At 46.8% G+C, this 19,109-nt stretch carries 9 protein-coding genes; 5 read left to right on the forward strand and 4 right to left on the reverse strand.

Annotated elements, in window-relative coordinates:
- Positions 1-6 precede the first annotated feature (6 nt).
- A complete protein-coding gene (gene fabG, locus ACHKAR_RS14555; protein WP_395418080.1) occupies positions 7-753 on the reverse strand; it encodes a 3-oxoacyl-[acyl-carrier-protein] reductase in 747 nt (248 codons plus the stop codon).
- A gap of 135 nt (positions 754-888) precedes the next feature.
- Here fabG and lpdA point away from each other — a divergent pair, with 135 nt between their 5' ends.
- Positions 889-2,283, forward strand: a complete 1,395-nt coding sequence (gene lpdA, locus ACHKAR_RS14560; protein WP_395418081.1) for a dihydrolipoyl dehydrogenase — start codon at positions 889-891, stop codon at positions 2,281-2,283.
- Positions 2,284-2,406: 123 nt separating this feature from the next.
- On the forward strand, positions 2,407-3,471 hold the full coding sequence (locus ACHKAR_RS14565) for a Fic family protein (protein ID WP_395418082.1): 1,065 nt from the start codon (positions 2,407-2,409) through the stop codon (positions 3,469-3,471).
- A 28-nt stretch (positions 3,472-3,499) separates the two neighbouring features.
- Here the strand turns inward: ACHKAR_RS14565 and ACHKAR_RS14570 are convergent, their stop codons facing one another.
- From ACHKAR_RS14570 to ACHKAR_RS14580, 3 genes are read right to left on the reverse strand one after another with little or no spacing between them, the layout of a single operon-like run.
- Positions 3,500-3,976 (reverse strand): hypothetical protein, encoded by a 477-nt coding sequence (locus ACHKAR_RS14570; protein WP_159582414.1) that lies wholly within the window; start codon positions 3,974-3,976, stop codon positions 3,500-3,502.
- A gap of 9 nt (positions 3,977-3,985) precedes the next feature.
- The gene (locus tag ACHKAR_RS14575; RefSeq protein WP_395418084.1) at positions 3,986-5,173 is read right to left on the reverse strand and encodes a cytochrome P450; all 1,188 of its coding nucleotides are present in this window, start codon (positions 5,171-5,173) and stop codon (positions 3,986-3,988) included.
- On the reverse strand, positions 5,160-5,411 hold the full coding sequence (locus ACHKAR_RS14580) for an acyl carrier protein (protein ID WP_395418085.1): 252 nt from the start codon (positions 5,409-5,411) through the stop codon (positions 5,160-5,162). Before ACHKAR_RS14580 ends, ACHKAR_RS14575 begins: the two co-directional genes overlap by 14 nt.
- A gap of 287 nt (positions 5,412-5,698) precedes the next feature.
- Here ACHKAR_RS14580 and ACHKAR_RS14585 point away from each other — a divergent pair, with 287 nt between their 5' ends.
- The 3 genes from ACHKAR_RS14585 to ACHKAR_RS14595 all read left to right on the forward strand — a co-directional run bounded on the left by ACHKAR_RS14585 (position 5,699) and on the right by ACHKAR_RS14595 (position 19,084).
- Positions 5,699-9,760: a hybrid sensor histidine kinase/response regulator transcription factor gene (locus ACHKAR_RS14585; RefSeq protein ID WP_395418087.1), complete on the forward strand. Its 4,062-nt coding sequence runs from the start codon at positions 5,699-5,701 to the stop codon at positions 9,758-9,760.
- Positions 9,761-9,899: 139 nt separating this feature from the next.
- A complete protein-coding gene (locus tag ACHKAR_RS14590; protein ID WP_395418088.1) occupies positions 9,900-18,149 on the forward strand; it encodes an MBG domain-containing protein in 8,250 nt (2,749 codons plus the stop codon).
- A gap of 182 nt (positions 18,150-18,331) precedes the next feature.
- On the forward strand, positions 18,332-19,084 hold the full coding sequence (locus ACHKAR_RS14595) for a LytR/AlgR family response regulator transcription factor (protein WP_159582419.1): 753 nt from the start codon (positions 18,332-18,334) through the stop codon (positions 19,082-19,084).
- Positions 19,085-19,109 lie beyond the last annotated feature (25 nt).

Raw genomic sequence — 19,109 nt, forward strand, 5'->3', positions numbered from 1 at the left:
ATTTGATCAGGTAAGCATGCCGCCATCTACCTGCAGCACCTGGCCGGTCACATAAGATGACATGTCTGATCCCAGATAAACACAGGCGTCAGCTACATCTTCCGGCTGTCCACCTCTTTTCAGTGGTATGGCATCTCTCCAGCTCTGCACCGTTTTTTCATCCAGCGCATCTGTCATTTCAGTTTCTATAAATCCCGGAGCGATGGCATTGCATCTGATGTTTCTGGAGCCAAGCTCAAGTGCCACCGATTTGGTGAACCCAATGATCCCGGCTTTTGATGCTGCATAGTTGGTTTGCCCGGGATTTCCTTTTACGCCCACCACAGAAGACATGTTGATGATGGATCCTGACCGCTGCTTCATGAATGTTCTTGCAGATGCTTTTACGGTATTGAAGCATGACTTCAGGTTAATATTCATGATTTCATCCCATTGCTCTTCGGACATTCTCATGAGCAGATTGTCTCTGGTAATACCAGCGTTGTTGATAAGAATATCCAACGACCCAAAATCCGCGACTACTGCGTTGATCAATTCTTCGGCTGCCTTAAAGTCCGAGGCATCAGATCTATAACCTTTGGCTTTAACGCCAAATGCTTCCAGTTCTTTGGTGAGGGCCTCCCCCTTTTCTACACTGGAAAGGTAAGTGAAAGCCACATTGGCACCCTGTTCGGCATATTTCATAGCCACAGCCCGGCCAATTCCCTTGGAGGCTCCGGTGATCAATGCAGTTTTTCCTTCGAGTAATTTCATAGGTATTGATTTATATTCACAACGTTAAATTTCGTGCGTCAAAGGTAAATCTAATGAGGTCTTTTCAAAGAAGGCATTCTCGTTAACTTCTTACGACTTAAATTTGCCAACCAAAACTATTAAAATATAAAAAACATGGCATCAAAATATGACTTGATAGTAATCGGTAGTGGACCCGGTGGATATGTGGCGGCCATTAGAGCATCACAACTTGGCCTGAAAGTGGCTGTTGTAGAAAAAGCTGAGCTCGGTGGTATCTGTCTCAACTGGGGGTGTATTCCTACCAAAGCATTACTGAAGAGTGCTCAGGTATTTGAATACATATCACATGCGAAAGACTATGGCATAGATGTGAAAGATGCTTCGGTAGACTTTGGAGGAATGGTGAAGAGGAGCCGCGAGGTAGCCGGAGGCATGAGCAAGGGTATTCAGTTTTTGTTTAAGAAAAACAAAATTGAGGTAATTAACGGTTTCGGTAAGCTTCAGAAGGGTAAGAAGGTAGAGGTGACAGATGAGGCTGGAAAGAAAACTGTGTATGAAGCTACCAGCATTATCCTGGCGACAGGAGGACGGTCACGCGAGTTACCATCTATGCCTATCGACAATGAGAAAATCATCGGCTACCGCAAGGCCATGGTGATGGATAAGCAGCCTAAAAAAATGATCGTAGTGGGCTCAGGGGCTATTGGGGTAGAGTTTGCCTATTTCTATAAGTCCATCGGTACGGAAGTGACCATAGTGGAGTTTATGGACAGAGTGGTGCCGGTAGAGGATGAAGAAGTGAGCAAGGCGCTTGAAAGAAATTTCAAGAAGAGTGGTATCAACATCATGACCAGCAGTGAGGTAACCAAGGTGGATACCAAAGGCAAGGGTTGTAAAGTGACAGTAAAGACCAAAAAGGGAGAAGAAATACTAGAGTGCGATGTGGTATTGTCAGCAGTTGGTGTATCTACCAACCTGGAAGGCATTGGCCTTGAAGAGACTGGCGTGAAAACCGAACGCGGTAAGGTTATAGTTGACGATTTTTATAAAACCAATGTAGATGGCGTCTATGCCATTGGTGATATCGTACATGGTCCTGCCTTGGCACACGTAGCTTCGGCTGAGGGTATTATCTGCGTAGAGAAAATAGCCGGTGAAAACCCACAGCCATTGAATTATGGAAACATACCGGGCTGTACTTACTGTTCGCCCGAGATAGCATCCGTAGGGATGACCGAGAAGCAAGCCAAAGATGCGGGATATGAGATCAAAGTGGGTAAATTCCCATTCTCAGCCTCTGGTAAGGCAAGTGCTGCTGGTCACAAGGATGGTTTCGTAAAGGTGATTTTTGACGCTAAATATGGCGAATGGCTGGGATGTCATATGATCGGAGCCAATGTGACGGAGATGATTGCAGAGGCAGTGGTGGCCAGAAAGTTGGAAACAACAGGTCATGAGATAGTGAAGTCTGTGCACCCACACCCTACCATGAGTGAAGCCATCATGGAGGCAGCAGCCGCTGCATACGATGAGGTGATTCACATTTAATAGTCAGAACATTGTAATATTATACAGAGAGCCGGACAGCATGTCCGGCTCTCTTTTTTGTTTTGGGGAGTTGTGTTTTTTTTGTTTAGAATATTGACTATATTTGTCAATATTTTTATTGTCATGATTAGGAATCTGCTGAGAAATGGGCGTGTAGAGAAAAACCTGAAGCTAAAGGAGCTGGCAGCCCAGGCTGATATTGATCAAACACTACTCAGCAGGTTCGAAAAGGGAAGCCGTATGCCCACAGAAAAACAGCTTAATGTTCTGGGGGAGATTCTTGGGCTGGATATGAGAGCAGCTCGGGTGGAGTGGATGGCCGACAAGCTGGTGGGAATGGTACAGTATCATCCAGAAGCAATGGAGGCCCTTCGAGTGGCAGAATCCAGGGTGGAGTATCTGACCAGCAAAAAGGTTCTTGACTCACCAAGCCTGTCTGAGGGTCTGGCTCTCAAACTTGAAAAACTGGATGCACTGAAGGCTCAATGGGCCGCCCGTCCGGTGCTCAGCCCATCTCAGCTTCACCGAATGCACGCTTTCTTTGATGTGGAGTACACCTACGAAAGCAATCGAATAGAGGGAAATACCCTCTCACTGCAGGAAACTGCCCTGGTGGTGAATGAGGGGTTGACGATCGGGGGTAAGTCCATGCGTGAGCATTTGGAGGTGATCAATCATTCGGAAGCCATTGCGTTCGTAAGGGGGATCGTGGAGCGAAAGGAGGATTTGGGGAGGAGGTCTCTCATGGAGATTCACCGACTGATACTGAAGGAGGTGGATACTGCCAATGCCGGAAGGTACAGGCAGGTGCCTGTTAGGATTTCAGGGAGTGAAACAGAACTACCTCAGCCTTACATGTTGGATAAGTTGATGGAGGACTATTTTGAGTACTACGAAGTGCACAGATTGCGTCTTCATCCCGTGATTTTGGCAGCGGAGATGCACGAGCGCCTGGTAAGTATCCATCCCTTCATAGATGGTAACGGGCGTACAGCCAGGTTGGTCATGAATCTCATTCTGCTGAGAAATGGATATACAAGGGCCAACATCAAAGGCAACACTGAAAGCCGTATGCATTATTATCGTGCTTTGCAGTCTATTCAGGAAGACAACAATCCTGAGCCTTTTTACCAATTGGTGACGGATGAGTCGCTGAGGTCCATACAGGCTCATCTAGAGCTCATTTAGCAACTGCCCCTTCGGGGGTAGTTGACTTTTAAAATTTCGCACCTTTGAAGTACCTGACTCTTAGCGGGAGTTTTCTCGCAGAGTATCCTATAAAGACAAAGCCTGTACTGGTCACAGCATCGCGCAGCTTCAGGAGGTTTGGGCTCTCTATTTCAGCAATGAGCCCAATGGGTTTTGGCTCCAGCGTATGGTGGATGGATTCCAGGTAGTCAAAAGAACTATGAACCAGTTTGATAAAGAGTCCGGGTATTCGATACTGTGGGTCCAGCAAACTCCTGAACGCTAACAAATGATTGCCCAGCTGCTCCACTCGGAGGTTATAAGCAGTAGAAATGCCCACTATGCCCCTTTTCTCATTTCTGATTAGGAAAACGACTTGTCTGGCTCGTTTTTCCGGAGATTCATTGGGCGGTATCACCCCCAGGGATTTCCACTTGTTGCTAATTTCTTCGATGAGGGCAGGGGACTTCTCTCCCCATACATTTTCAAAGGTCAGTTGTTCCATAATCAGTTATTAAGATCTCGATACCATCAGGGAGGTAACGCTCTGGATAGTTAGTTTTGTTTTGGCAGGAGGAGGCACGGCAATAGAGAGTTGGTCTACAAAAGGTAGCATACTTTTAATGAGTTCTATTGCTTCAATCTGTGCCATTTGCCTACCCAGGCAGTGGTGTATTCCGTATCCAAAGGCCAAATGATCATATTTATTGCGATTTAGATCCAGTTGATTCGGATTTGGAAAGTGTGCAGGATCACGATTGGCAGACCCTATGCACAATGTGAGCGTGCTGTTTTCGGGAATTTCTACTCCAGAAAGCACCATGGCCTGTGTGTTGGTCCGTCCTGTGAGCTGGACGGGTGTATAGAGCCTGAGCATCTCCAGAACGAAACGTTCTATCAGGTCATGATCGGCTCGAAGTTGTGAGGCCAGCGATTTTTCTTCGATGAGTTGCTTTAAGCAATAGCTGATCAGCGCGGAGGTGGTTTCGAAACCAGCGATGAATAAAAAGATCATCGGACCTATGGCGTCCTCGCGATCTGGATACAATGTTTTGATGGCACCCGAAAGAGCATCTGCCTGAGGGTCTACTTTCTCAAGGAATTGATGAAAATATCGATGCAAGTGACTGGCAGCGTTTTCAATTTTTTTCAGGTCTTTGATCGAAAGGTACGGGTCCAATAGCTGGACCATTTGAAAACCATCATCTATGAGATTCTTTCCATCTTCTCTTGGGATACCCATCAGATCACAGATCATGAAAAGTGGGAGTTTTTTAGAGACTTCTGGCACAAGGTCAAATGATCTGGTTGGGAGGGAACCCACTATGTCGGCACAGATGACAGAAGCCATGGCACTAAGGCTTTCCTTATCCGGCCAGTGTTTGCTCAAGGCAGCTCTCAGAGCAGTGTGTACCGGGGGATTCATCTGAATGAGCATACCGGCCATTCCAGCTGCACTTTTGCTGTAATCCATTCCGCGGGTAGCACCATATTCCCTCATTTTTTCGGTCCATTCTGCCCGGGCTCCGGACCGACAGGTCTTGTCCAGCAGCACCTGTTTGACATCCTCATAGCTCAAAACAACATAATCACCCGTAATTGCCTGAAAGACCGGTGATCGATCCAATAGTTTCGTATACCGAGAGTAAGGGTCGGCAATAAAATCCGCATGAGAAGGTTGCCAGATGTCAGGTGCGGTCATTTTGTAGCTCATTGATATAGGCAGAAAATGACGCGATGGTCGGGTTGTCGTAGAGGCTTAAAGGATCTATATCCAGGTTTAAAGTCTCCTCCAAATCGCCAAGTAAAAACAGTGAATTGACAGAGTCCAATCCCAACTGATGAAAGGTTGATTGACTGCTAATGTCGGACAGTCTGGTACCTGTTTCTTTGGAGATCATTGCTTTGATCAATTCTTCTATTTCTATAGTGCTGGTCATTCTTTTGGCGATAGGATTTGTTCATAAAGATCACTCCAGCTTTAATGGATTGTCTTCATGATTCCATCCAAATTTAAAGGTTTTATTGTCAATGATGAAGCAACTAATATTTATCGAACAGGTGCTTTGTATCGGTAGTTGAACCGGGTAAATCTCCTTTCTGTCGAAAGTCTCTTTAGAAAAAAGTTATTTCGGAGCAAATTTGATGCCTTGAGTTTTAAATTTCCTCATTCTATGTAATTGTGCTTTTTTTGGTTTTCTTGTGGTGCCTTAGTTTACTTGATCGATTGAAATTCAAAAGCCTTTTTTGTATTCTGGCCATATGCTCATGGTCGGTAGTATTCGGACAGTCTGAAGTGATAACATTTCAGAAATGGAATGTCGAAGACGGCCTCTCTAACTCCATTATTCGCAATATAGCGCAGGATTCCGCTGGCTATTTGTGGCTCGCCACTGAGCATGGCCTTAATCGGTTTGATGGGTTACAGTTTAAACACTATTTCAGTGTGCCTGGTGATTCTTCAGGCTTGTCCCATAATTCCCTTTTCGGGCTTGGAATCGATGCCTCCGGTATGGTGTGGGTGGGTAGTGATTATGGCTTGAATCTCTTGAACCCCGAATCAGGTGAGGTTCAGCATTTCTTCTATGACTCTCTTGATGAAAACAGCCTGAGTGATAACTACGTGAGGTGCGTTTTTGTAGATTCCAGGAATCGGGTGTGGGTGGGGACTCAAAACGGGCTAAACCGCTATCAGCCTGTGTCGGGAGATTTTTTCAGATACCCGGAGCAGCGTGAGTTTGATGACGCAAATCGGAGAAGAATCCATTCTTACAATAGAATTAATACTGTATTTGAAGATAATGATGGGGCTATTTGGGTTGGTACCGATGGTGGAGGAATAAAAATATACAGATCGGAGGGAGAGGAGTTTGAGGAGTTTTTTATTCCCGGGGAAGATGTGAAACGCCAAATTATCCGAAAGATTTACCAGGATACGGTAGGAGATTTTTGGTTTGGTACAGATGGAGGGCTGGCTTACTTTCAGGTGGAAACCCAGCAGTTTGACTTTTATTCAGAGAATGGGCCTGAAGGCTTGTCTAACCAGTTTGTATGGGGGATTTTGGAGGATCAGGATGGCCTCATTTGGGTAAGTACTTACAGAGGTGGGATCAGTCTTTTTGATAAGAAACTGGGGCAATTTGTGGCCCATCTGAATGAGGGTACACCCGGGAGCCTTTCTAGTGAGATGATCTGGACATTGTTTCAGGATCGGGATGGAGGCATATGGGTAGGCACGGATGGACAGGGCGGGCTCAACTACTGGAATCCGTTAGCCCAAAAGATGAGACATTACCTCGGGGTACAGCCAAATGAAAGCAAACATGTTGTAAAAGATGTGTTGGAGTTGACTTCAGACATCCTTCTGGTGGTTTCTACACAGGGCTTTTTTGCATTTGACGGGAGGGATCAATCTGTGGGGTTTCTGGAGGAATGGTCGCTTGAGCCCATGGTGCGCTTGTTGTATAGAGAGTGTGAAGCTCTGGTAGTGTCTGGTGATGCTGTGACGGTAATGGATTCATTGCTGAGCCCAAGGAAAACTTATAAATATGGAGATGGGGTAGATCAAAAGCATCCAACGACGTTGGCGTTGGAAGGGGAAATTCTCTGGATTGGAACTCTAAGCGCGGGTTTGCATCAGCTCAATCTAAAATCCGGCGAGACGAAATCTTTTTTTTCAAATGGGAGCACCAGTTTGTATCAGGATTCCAGGTCCATCAAGGCGCTACTGAGCAGAAATCAGTCTGAACTTTGGGTCTCATCAGTTCGCAGTGGTCTTTTTCGGATGAATACAGAGACAGACGAGATCAAACAATTTTTCTATCACACAAAGGACTTCTTTGAACCAACCATCACCTCTATAGTAGCGACTTCTGACAGTGTTTTGTGGTTAGGTACTCAGAATGAAGGGCTCATTAAATTCAATACGCGTGACGAGTCGTATGAGTCTCTGGTGTCTGAGGGTACATTGACCAATGAAATCACCGCCCTGATTGCTGAGGAGAATGGAAAATATATCTGGCTGACCTCTAAGAATGGCATGGGGAGATTTGATATAGAAACAGGCCAGTTTCATGAGTTTACCATAGAGGATGGCCTGCAGAGTAGGGTGTTCAATCAGGTATCCCATCAGGGCAGGAGCGGTGTGTTTTACTTTGGTGGTGTGAATGGGATCAATGCATTTAATCCGGATGAAGTAATCCTGAACCCGATCAGACTCAAGGTCTTTTTTGAGGATTTTATGATCAATGAGGTGAGCGATCCCGAACGTCTCAGGCTTGCCTCACAGGGTCCAGTCAGTCTCTCTTATGATGAGAATGATTTATCATTTTCGTTTGTCGCTCCTGCTTTTCTTCATGCGAGTAAAGTGAGCTATGCGTATCGCCTCTCCGAAAAGGAAGACTGGAGAGATCTGGGAAGCAGGCGCAATTTGAATCTTCCGAAGCTCTCGCCAGGGAAGTACCATCTGCAGGTACGTGCTACTAATAATGACGGCTTTCCAGGGGGCGCATCATCAATGTTCTTAGAGATTTTACCTCCGTGGTGGCAGACGTGGTGGTTCAGGCTCTTGTTTTTCCTTGGGGTAATGATCTTGCTGGGGAGTGTATTTGTTTATCGGGTCAGGAGAATCCAGAAGCAAAAAATCGCATTGGAGCATATCGTGGAGGAGCGAACTACTGAGCTCAAAGCAGAGCGGGATAAGGCAGAATCTGACAAAAGGGTGATTGAAAAACAAGCAGTTAAGCTCCGGGAGCTCGATCAAGTAAAGTCAAAATTCTTTGCCAATATCTCGCACGAGCTGAGGACTCCTTTGACTTTAATCAATGCCCCGCTGGAGGCCATGCTGGATGGTGACTTTGGTCCTGTGGACCCTAAAATGTTGAAGGCGCTGGAGACAGCCCGGTCCAATGGAGGGAATTTGCTGGTGCTGGTTGAAGAAATTCTGGATCTGGCAAAGCTGGAAGCGGGGAAGCTGAGGTTGATTAAAAACCCCGTTCTGATACGTGAACTTATTGATCAGCTTTTTGCTCCATATGCTTTCGGGTTTGCTCAGAAGAAAATAGCGGGTGAAATCACGCTCGATATACCGGAAGGCCTCACACTGATGATCGATGAGAAAAAATTCAGCAAGATCATCAACAACCTCCTTTCTAATGCATCAAAGTTCACATCCGCAGGCGGTAAAATCCATCTATTGGTGAGATACCAAAGCCAGGACGGCACTATGCATATCTCTGTTTCTGATACAGGAAGTGGTATCCACCCGGATGATCTTCCTTTCATTTTTGATCGTTTTTATCAGGCAGAGAAAGATGATAAGGCACGGGGAGGCACGGGGATTGGCCTGGCGCTTTCCAGGGAGTTGGCGCATTTATTTGGAGGGCAATTATCTGTCAGTAGTGTGCAAGGCCAGGGCACTGAGTTCATTTTTGATTTTCCGGCCGAGCTGTCTGAATACAGGCTAGCGGAGGAGGTTTCCGAGGATGAGACTTATAAAAAGGAAATTCTCCAGGGCCTAGTCCAAAGTACGCGCGTATATTCAGAGTACTTTCAGGTGGACATGCCTGCTGTGCTCATAGCCGAGGATAACGACGAAATGCGCTCCTTTATTCATGGCATTTTTCAGCCCTATTTCGGCGTGACCAATGCCAGCGATGGTCAGGAAGCCTGGGATCATTTGGAGTCGGGAAGATTTGATATCCTTGTTTCAGATTGGATGATGCCCAGACTGGATGGCTTTGAGCTGATGAATAAGATTAAAGAAACGCCTGAACTCGGTGGCCTCTCTATAGTGATGCTTACGGCCCGATCTTCGGAGGAGGATAAACTCCAGGCCCTTACTGCGGGCGTAGATGATTATCTGACCAAACCATTCAATAAGTGGGAACTGCTGGCCAGGGTGAAAAACATACTGCAAAATAGAATGGCCAGGAAGGATAAGGAAAGTGTCAATCAGCCACTTTCGGTGGATCAGGAGTTTATGAACCGTCTCCAAGGCATCGTTTCAGCCGAGCTGAAAAGTGGGTTACTCTCTGTGAGTTATCTGGCCTCTGAGCTGGCCATGAGTGAGCGACAGCTCCAGCGCAAAATCAAAGCCATTTCCGGTCTGAGCCCTCAGCAGCTGATCAAGGAAGTGCGACTTCAAAAGTCCAGGGCAATGCTGATGGCAAAGCGTGTGCACACCGTTGCTGAGGCTGCCAATTTGGTAGGCTTTGACAAGACGGAATATTTCTCCTCTCAGTTTACACAGCGCTTCGGTAAGCGCCCTTCAGATCTTCTCAAAGGCTGATTTCATTCCCCTGGCGTGCTTTTGTCCGATTCTTCGGGGTAATATGTCGGGCATGGGGGGTGACCCTCATGATACATTTGGGTGTTACTATCCGGCCTGAGGTCGGGTCAGTTTTGAATCACACCAAACCGCTAACATCATGAAAGTACATTTCTATTTTATTCTAATTGTCACCCTATTACTGGGGCGGGAAGTTGCCGCCACCGAACTGCTGGTAGTAGAAACCTACTATTGGATTGGTGGAGCAGGCAACTGGAATGACGGTGCCCACTGGTCAGCTACCAGCGGGGGAGAAGCAGTCAATAGCCTCCCGGATGAGACCATCAACGTCATCTTTGACGATAACTCAGGAACGGAAGACTTTACCGTGACCATAGATGACCCCTATAATGTAAGGGATATCACCACCAGTGCCACTGCACTGGACATTGTGTTTGACAATACTCATTATTCTCAGGATTTTCTGAATATCTATGGAAATATATCCCTGAATAGCCATGTTAGTTTCGAGGATGTCTATATCCTGACTTCAGCGAGCGACTCTGTTACTGTCGGTTTCAATGGAGCCAACATGAAGGAGGATATTTTCTTCGCAGGAGAGGGGGCCTATATCATTATTTCTGATATGACTACAGGTAGGTTACAACACGAATCCGGCCGTCTATACCTGGATGATGGGCTTACTTTGACACTCAATAGCCTATATGAGAAAGGAGGTGAAGGTGATAAGCTGGATCTGGCCGATGCAAGCATTAATATTTATTGGGCTTATGACTTCCGTGCCACTTCAGGCTTTGAGTTTGTAGCGGGCACCAGCGTGATAACCACTGGTTCCAATTTGGGAAATTTGCGGTTTGATGACGGAGATATTGGTCCTGTGTATCATACTTTTATTATAAGTTCAGAGGTGATTCCTCAAGGTTTGCGTTCTGCTGTCTTTGAAAATTTGACTCTCGGAGCAGGGAGTAATTTGACTTTCCTCTTTTCTGCAGGTGATGCTTTGACGATTACCGGAAATTTGGCTCTGAATGGCACCCCGGAGAATCCTGTTAAACTAAGAAGTTATTACCCTGGCTCACAGGTATCACTGATCATGTCTGATGGAGCGGAAGTCTCGGCCGATTGGGCGCAGCTTACGGACATAAAGATTACGGGCGAACAAACCTATGAAGCCACCAACTCCATCGATGGAGGGAATAATTCCGGGTGGAATATTATTGCTCCAGAGTTTGATGACTACTACTGGGTGGGTGGATCCGGAGCGTGGGAGGACTATGAAAACCACTGGGCCACCTCATCAGGGGGTACCACTTTTCATACCTCCGCTCCTGGCCTCTATGACAATGTCTATTTTGACGAGCAGTCTACTGCGGGAGAGACCGTAGTCTATACGGACTCTGCGGAGCTGTACATGGGGAGTTTAATGATCAGCGATCTGACGGGCCATCTACAGCTCTATACCACCCATGAGTTTTCATCCTTAAGCCAGCACGGAGCACTATATATCAATGGATCCTTCCAGTCGGATCCATTGTTTGAGACTAACCTCACCGATCTTCACTTTTTGGGTGCTGGTGATCAGACCATCCATGCAAATGGTGACTTGCAGGATTCTTATGAAGTTTTCATAGAGGGGATTGGTACCTATGGTTTGTTGTCAGATCTTGTCTTGAAAGATTTTTCTTGGGGAAGAACGGACGATCAAGGCTTGATGACCCTTGACGGATTTTCTCTCGAAACAGAGCGGTTACAACTTAATTCTGAGTCTGGCTATTTGGATATCTCCAATTCAGCGGTAAAAGCGAGCTACTTGAAAGTATATGACGGATCAAAACTCATTGATAATGATCAGTCATCTGTGGAAATATACAATACGGGATTAGGAGGGACACTGGATGGTTATCTGAACTATGATGATCCGGCGATCAATCACTTAATATTTAACGGAGATGTGAGGGTGGTGAACGTGGACGATATGTTTTTTGATACTTTAGAGTTCAAGCCGGGATCCAGTGTTCTTTTTGATAACTATGCCTCCCGTGACATTACCGTCAATGAATTCATGGCCGACGGATCATTGCAGCCGATTTCTATTTTTGGAGAAGCAGGCATTAATATGGTGAAGGCTTCTGGCTCCGTGTCAGCCGAGAGCGTGATCGTGAAGAACATCAATGCCACCGGCGGAGCGGATTTTACAGCCACCAACTCTCTTGATTTGGGTGGCAATGCTGGTTGGATTTTCGATGGAGCATTCGTTCCCACAGATTTTTATTGGGTAGGAGGTTCAGGTGATTGGGATGATTATGAACATCACTGGGCGGCATCTTCGGGAGGTGAAGATTTTCTGATGCGCTTACCTTCTCGTTACGACAATGTCATTTTTGATACCAACTCATTCAGTGAGGATAATAGTGTGGTCACTCTTTCTTCGATAGTGAAAATCAGTGACCTGTCCATGGTTTCATTATCCAATACCATGACCCTAAAAGGTGAAGGGCAAAAAGGGCATCTGCATCCTGTGAGGTCACTGGATTTTGACCCAAAGGCCCTCATCGATCTCAAGATGTATTTTGAATCGGACTCTAATCAGACACTCACGGCAGATGGGGCTCAGTTTGGGGAGCATGAATGGTACATATACAAAGAAGCTGGTACGGTGGAGATCGTCGGGGACCTGAATGCTCCAGACGTGAATATAGACCATCAGCGGGGAGGAATTGTGTTCAATGATGGAGCCGAATGGACGGACATAGTCCTCAAAGAATATTATACTTATAATAATACCACAGTTGATTTGGGTAAGGCGAATATTATAGCCGAGAACTTCCTGTTGTCCTGGTATTCATCGGGTACGCTCACCGAAGGGAATGCTCTGATCGAGGTTACTAACAGATATTCTGATCGGAGGAATCATGGTGTCTATACCCTCAAGTTCAATGGTGAGGTAAACGTGGAGTCGGATGTTACAGCAAGGACGCTGAGTATTACTTCTGGAAGTGAAATTACCTTTTTGGCAGGCTCCACCATCGACATTCTTCAAAACCTTTCGATGTACAGTGTGACTACAAACCCCAGTGTGATCAAGAGCAGCATCCCGGGAACCCAGTATACTTTCTCCATGGCGTCTTACGGAAGTGTCAGTGCCAATGGTCTGATCTTGTCCGATTCTGAGGCCACTGGAGGTGCAACTTTCACCGCCAATGCAAGTGAGGATGCAGGTAATAATACCGGCTGGACCATCAATAGCATAGAACCCCTGGATTTTTACTGGGTGGCACCAACCAATGGAGCTCAGTGGGGTAACCCTGCCAGTTGGGCTACTACATCGGGTGGGTCGGAGCTCCATACAAGGGCTCCAGGCCGTTATGACAATGTATATTTTGATGCAGAGTCCTTTGATAGTGAAGGCCTATTGGGGGTAATAGTTCATCCAAATGGGCATGAGGTGGCCAATCTGGATATGAGTGGCATGGATTCTCCTGTCAGGTTTATGTCCTATTCATCTTCAGACGTCCTGAAGCTAAAGATTTTCGAATCTGCTGTGCTGAGTGATAAAGCTCAATTTGAGATACAAGAAATCTACCTCTATGATGCGCACACTTTTGATGTGAATGGTGCCACCTTCAATAAGCCGCTCACCGTATATGCTGAAAGCGTTGACGATAATGTCCTGAGCATTCCCGAAGGTCTGAACCTGGAGTCCCTTGAGGTATACGGAGGAGGGATAGACTTTGGAGCTGATGACTTTACCATAGGGGATTTACACCTGGATAATATGACTTCCACCGTGGATCTTTCTGGCGCGAGCTTTGAGATTGGTGAGTCTTTCTATGTGGTTTCGGATGAAGCCGTCCTTGGTACAGATTGTTCCATTTCGATGCCCTCTGGTGGTACTTTTGGAGGTAGCGCCTGGGGTAGTGTCGGGCAGGTTACTTTGAGCGGAGAGGTAGAGGTTGGTACCTATTTTCATATCAACGAACTCATCCTGGATGGGGGCGCAGACCTGACTGTACTGTATAAAAGTCATTTATCTTTTGATACACTCATTGCAGAAGGTGGCTCTCAGGAAGATCCTATTACCTTGTCGAGAGGGGATGAGCATCCGGTACCTTCCAGTATTTACTCCGATGCTGAGACCATTGAACTGAAATGGGGTGAGCTTTATGGTATTGAAGCCAAGGGTGATGCTGATTTCATTGGAGTGGCCACTTTAGATTTGGGAAATAATCCGGGATGGACTTTTACCAAGCTTGATCCAGAGCTTGTTTTTTCGGAATTGGAAAGTGTGACCTATGGTGACGAAAGTTTTGAACTGAATGCTGCCATCGACGAAGGGCTGCAGGTACTTTATGATACCGAAGACATAGACAAGATAGGAATAGATGGGTCTTCAGTGTCGATAGAAGGAGCGGGCCAGGCCGACGTAAGGGCTTATTTTGACGGGAATGACTACTATGAGGCAGCCGAGATCATCCAGCCTCTCACCATCAATAAGGCTTTGCTCACAGCAAGTCCAGCACCCAAAAGCAAGGTCTATGGTGCCGAACTGCCAGAATTTACACCTCTCTATTCGGGATTTGTCCACGAAGATGATGCATCTGTGATTGATACTCCCCCTACTGGTAATACTGATGCCACCTTAGAGAGCGAGGTTGGAGAATACGAAATATCTCTGTCGGGTGCTGAAGATAATAACTACACTTTCGAATACGAACCAGGAACACTTACGGTAAACAAGGCGACGCTTACAGTCACCGCTGAAGATAAAGTTATGACCTATGGCGGAGCAGAACCAGCCTACACATTCACTTATAGTGGCTTTGTGCTGGATGAAACAGCAGATGTGATCAATGAAGAGCCGTCTGGAGTTTTTGTTTCGGAAACGCCAGGAGATGCTGGCGTATACAGTTTATCGGTGGAGGAAGATGGCAATGATGACAACTATGATTTCGTTTATGTTGATGGTGAGTTGACCGTTGAGAAGGCGCCACTGACCGCTTCTGCAGATGAGAAGACCAAGGTTTATGGAGCGGAAAATCCACAATTTACCATCACCTATTCCGGATTTATGAATGCAGATGGCCCTACGGATATCGTGGAGCCAACAGCCACCACTAGCGCCACGGAACTGAGCGGAGTGGGCACTTACGATATTATCTTGACAGATGGATCTGCGGATAATTATGTGCTGACTCTTGAGGATGGTCTCCTCACAGTATCTCAAAAGGAGCTAACGGTGACTGCCGATGATCAATCTAAAACCTACGGCGAGGAGAATCCAGAGTTGACCATCACTTACTCGGGTTTTGAAAATGGGGATGATACCGACGATCTGGAAGAGTTACCGACTATTACCACAACTGCCACCCTGGAATCAGATGCCGGTACTTATCCCATTGAACTATCAAACGGGGCAGGGATCAATTATGCGGTTACCCTGGTAAACGGACAACTGACCATTAACCAGGCCGGTCAGGAGATTTCCATGGAGGAAATCCGGGAGAAGAAGATCATAGATGAGCCATTCCAGGTGACTGCTACAGCTACTTCTGGGCTGGAGATAGCATTCAGTATAGATGGTCCGGCTACCTTGTCAGGCAATACAGTGACCCTGAGCGGCGCACCTGGTACTGTGGTGATCTATGCCGATCAGGAGGGAGACAACAATTACCTGGCGGCTGAAACACAGTCCATCCTCTTTGATGTGCTGGATACCACCAGAATGAAGCAGGAGATCACCATAGCGTCTATTTCTGATAAGGTATATGGAGCAGCACCTTTTTCCTTTTCGGCTTCCACCAGTTCGGGGTTGGAGCTGACCTTTACGACAGAAGGCCCAATAGCTATTGAGGACGAACTCATCACCATTAGTGGGGTAGGCACGGCGAGTATTGTTGCCCGACAGGCAGGGGATGAGGAGTACAATGCAGCTTCCCTCAAGATGACTTTTGAAATAGACAAGGCCCCACTTACTGCCACGGCCGAATCTAAGAGCAGGATTTATGGTGAAGTGAATCCGGCATTGACGATTAGCTATGCCGGCTTTGTCAATGGAGAGACGGAGTCTGTCATAACAGAGCCATCAGCCGAGGTGATTGCGGATGAACAGAGTGAGGTGGGTAGCTATCCCATTACCCTGTCAGGTGGATTGGCAAACAATTACACCATTACCCTGGCAAACGGAAGTATGTCAGTAGAAAAGGCCACGCTGACCGTGACACCTGACGATCAGCAGAAAGTATATGGAGAGGAAAATCCGGGTTTTACATTTGAGTATTCGGGCTTTGTCAATGAAGAAGATGCCACCGTGATCGCCACAGCCCCAGTCTTCTCCAGCGACGCTACCGCTTCAAGTGATGTAGGGAGCTACGAGATTACCGGCTCTGGCGGAGAAGCGACAAATTATTCCTTCAGTTATGAGATAGGCGCTCTCACAGTGGTCAAAGCTGATCAGGTCATCAGTATAGAAGCGATAGAAGACAAGGACGTAACAGCGGAACCATTTGAGGTGGTGGCCAGCGCCACTTCCGGTCTGGAACTAAGCTATGAAGTGACCGGCCCTGCCACTGTCGAGGGTAACATCATCACTCTGACAGGCGTCACCGGGGAGGTGGAAGTGGCAGTAAGCCAGTTGGGCAATATCAACTATCATGCTGCGGCAACGGAGATCGTAAGCTTTACAGTGACCGATGCGAGTAAAACCACACAAACTATTTCGTTTACTGAGATTTTGGATCAGACTTACGGGGCCACTCCTATTACACTGGAAGCTACTTCTGATTCAGGATTGGATCTCACATTTGATGTGGAGGGACCTGCGATTCTTGACGGCTCAACACTCACGATCACCGGAGTGGGTGAAGTGACGGTCACAGCCAGTCAGGCCGGGAATGAGACCTTCAATCCTGCCACTCTCGCTCAGTCGTTTACCGTTGCTCCGGCCATCCTCACGGTTACTGCGCAAGGGGAGATAATCACCTATGGAGATGATCTTCCGGAGTTTACTTATGAGATAGGAGGCTTTGTGAATGGTGAAGAAGAGGGGGTGCTGACGTCCGTACCTACCATCAGCAGTAACGCTTCGGTAGAGAGTGATGCCGGCACCTATGAGATCATCGCGTCTGGTGGAGAAGCGGTTAATTATACTTTCGCGTATGTGTCTGCTACTCTGACCATAGAAAAAGCAGATCAGGCGATAGCGCTGGAAGGGATTGCGGATAAATTAGTCACTGATGCTCCTTTTGAGATCATTGGGATTGCAAGTTCCGATCTACCACTCACCTATGAACTTACCGGACCGGCCAGCCTCTCGGGCACGACCATCACGCTCAGCGGCAGTACGGGTACCGTTGTGATCACAGCCAGTCAGGCAGGTAATCAGAACTATCATGCAGCGGCAATTACAAGTGTGAGTTTTAATGTGACAGATCCATCTAAAGCGATGCAGACGATCACTTTCGAAGCTATCGCTGAAAAGAAATATGGAGATGTATTTACGCTTGGGGCAACGGCAAGTTCAGCCCTCAGTGTGGTGTACGCTGTGACTTCAGGTCCTGCCAGTATTTCAGGTTCGGAACTGACCGTTACCGGAGTAGGGGAAGTGACCGTACTGGCCACACAGGATGGAGATGAGTCCTTCAACCCTGCACCGTCAGTGAGTATGAGTTTTGAGGCCGGCAAAGCGGATCTGACAGTAACAGCAGATGACAAAACCCGAATTTTCGGGGAAGAGAATCCTGAGTTCACCGCCAGTATTCAGGGTTTCATTGGTAGTGATTCGGAGGCAGATTTGGAAGCGGTTCCAGCTGCCTCCACCACTGCCACTGAGACAAGTGATGCGGGGACTTATGCGATCACCGTTTCCGGTGGAGCTGCTCAGAATTATACTTTTAGTTACTCAGAGGGTACGCTCACCATTGGCAAGGCAGTGGCTGTTGTGAGCCTGAGCAACATGGAGCAGGTGGCAGATGGAGAATCCAAGATGCCTACAGTAACCACCGATCCTGCTGATCTGTCTTATGACATTACTTTTGACGGTAGCAGTGAGGTGCCTTCTGAAGACGGTACCTATGTGGTGGAGGTCACCATTGATGAGACCAACTATGAAGGGTCGGCTTCAGGAAACTTTGTATTAACCAAGGCATTCACACTGGTGGCACCCGTGAGGAATGAGGTGCAAGTCTACCCCAACCCGGCCTCTGAGCGGGTCATGGTGGAAGGAGCAGCTGGTCAGCTGGTCAAAATATATAATCTGATGGGTGTGCTACAGATGGAGAGCGAAACCAACAGGACTATTCAAATTGGGGCACTTAGCTCGGGAGTCTATTTGATTCGGGTGCTGGATGCTTCTGGTCAATTGGTCAGTCACCATAGAATAGTTAAGCACTAGAATTAAAGACCATACTAAGGCGGACTGATCATTAGATTGGTCACTAGCCAGCTCCCAGGGAGCTGGCTTTTTTTATGCCTTCAGCAGCTAGCGCTTATCGCAGTTGTCTGTTTTGGGTGAATTGGCTTAAATTCGGGATACCTAATACTCCTTAGGTGGCAAATAAGGGTTAAAGTAGATTTATGGCAAAATTGAGGATACTAGTAGCTGAGGATAACCTGGTTCACGCCAGCAAAATGGAGATGATACTGGAAGAGCTAGGATATGATCTGATTGGTATTTTCAATAATGAAGCAGAGGTGATGCGCATGTTCAATGCCACTCTGCCGGACCTGGTGATCCTGGATATTGATCTGAAAGATAGTGACGATGGTGTGTCCATTGCTTCTAAAATCAATAACATACGGCCTACTCCTATCATTTTTGCCACGTCATTTGTAGACAAAGAGACCATTTCCAGGGCGCTGCAGACCGATCCATATGCATACCTGATCAAGCCCATAGAAAAGCCCTCTTTGCAGGCGGCTATTGAACTGGCAGTATTTAAGTTGGGTAAGAAAGATCAGGAGGGGAGTGCTGGCAAATTTTCGGGCTGGTCTGAAGACCTTGTTCTGAACGAAAGCTTTTTTATTAAATCTGGCAGCAAGTTGGTGAAGGTTGCCTGGGCTGATATTCGATGGATAGAGGTAAGCCAGGACCGGTACTGTGAGATCGTCTCAGAAAAGCGCAGTTTTCAGATTCGCTCATCTATGAACCAGTTAGAGGAGAAATTGAACCCGGCAGTGTTTGTGAGGATTCACAGATCACATATCGTGAATATCGAAAAAGTGGACGGGGTGGATGATGTTGATATGGTGGTAGAAGTAGGCGAAAAATCACTACCCCTTGGGGGAGCTTATAAAAACAATTTGATGAACAGACTCAGATTGTTATGATTTACTAATATTACTCTCAACCAAC

Origin of the sequence: Marinoscillum luteum, assembly GCF_044005705.1 — a bacterium.
GTDB lineage: Bacteria > Bacteroidota > Bacteroidia > Cytophagales > Cyclobacteriaceae > Marinoscillum > Marinoscillum luteum.

What these genes read in the sequence shown, in the direction of transcription:
- ACHKAR_RS14595 (WP_159582419.1), top strand. Translation starts at nt 18,332, where the DNA reads ATGGCAAAATTGAGGATACTAGTAGCTGAGGATAACCTGGTTCACGCC.
- ACHKAR_RS14590 (WP_395418088.1), top strand. Translation starts at nt 9,900, where the DNA reads ATGAAAGTACATTTCTATTTTATTCTAATTGTCACCCTATTACTGGGG.
- ACHKAR_RS14575 (WP_395418084.1), bottom strand. Translation starts at nt 5,173, where the DNA reads ATGACCGCACCTGACATCTGGCAACCTTCTCATGCGGATTTTATTGCC.
- ACHKAR_RS14580 (WP_395418085.1), bottom strand. Translation starts at nt 5,411, where the DNA reads ATGACCAGCACTATAGAAATAGAAGAATTGATCAAAGCAATGATCTCC.
- ACHKAR_RS14570 (WP_159582414.1), bottom strand. Translation starts at nt 3,976, where the DNA reads ATGGAACAACTGACCTTTGAAAATGTATGGGGAGAGAAGTCCCCTGCC.
- fabG (WP_395418080.1), bottom strand. Translation starts at nt 753, where the DNA reads ATGAAATTACTCGAAGGAAAAACTGCATTGATCACCGGAGCCTCCAAG.
- ACHKAR_RS14565 (WP_395418082.1), top strand. Translation starts at nt 2,407, where the DNA reads ATGATTAGGAATCTGCTGAGAAATGGGCGTGTAGAGAAAAACCTGAAG.
- lpdA (WP_395418081.1), top strand. Translation starts at nt 889, where the DNA reads ATGGCATCAAAATATGACTTGATAGTAATCGGTAGTGGACCCGGTGGA.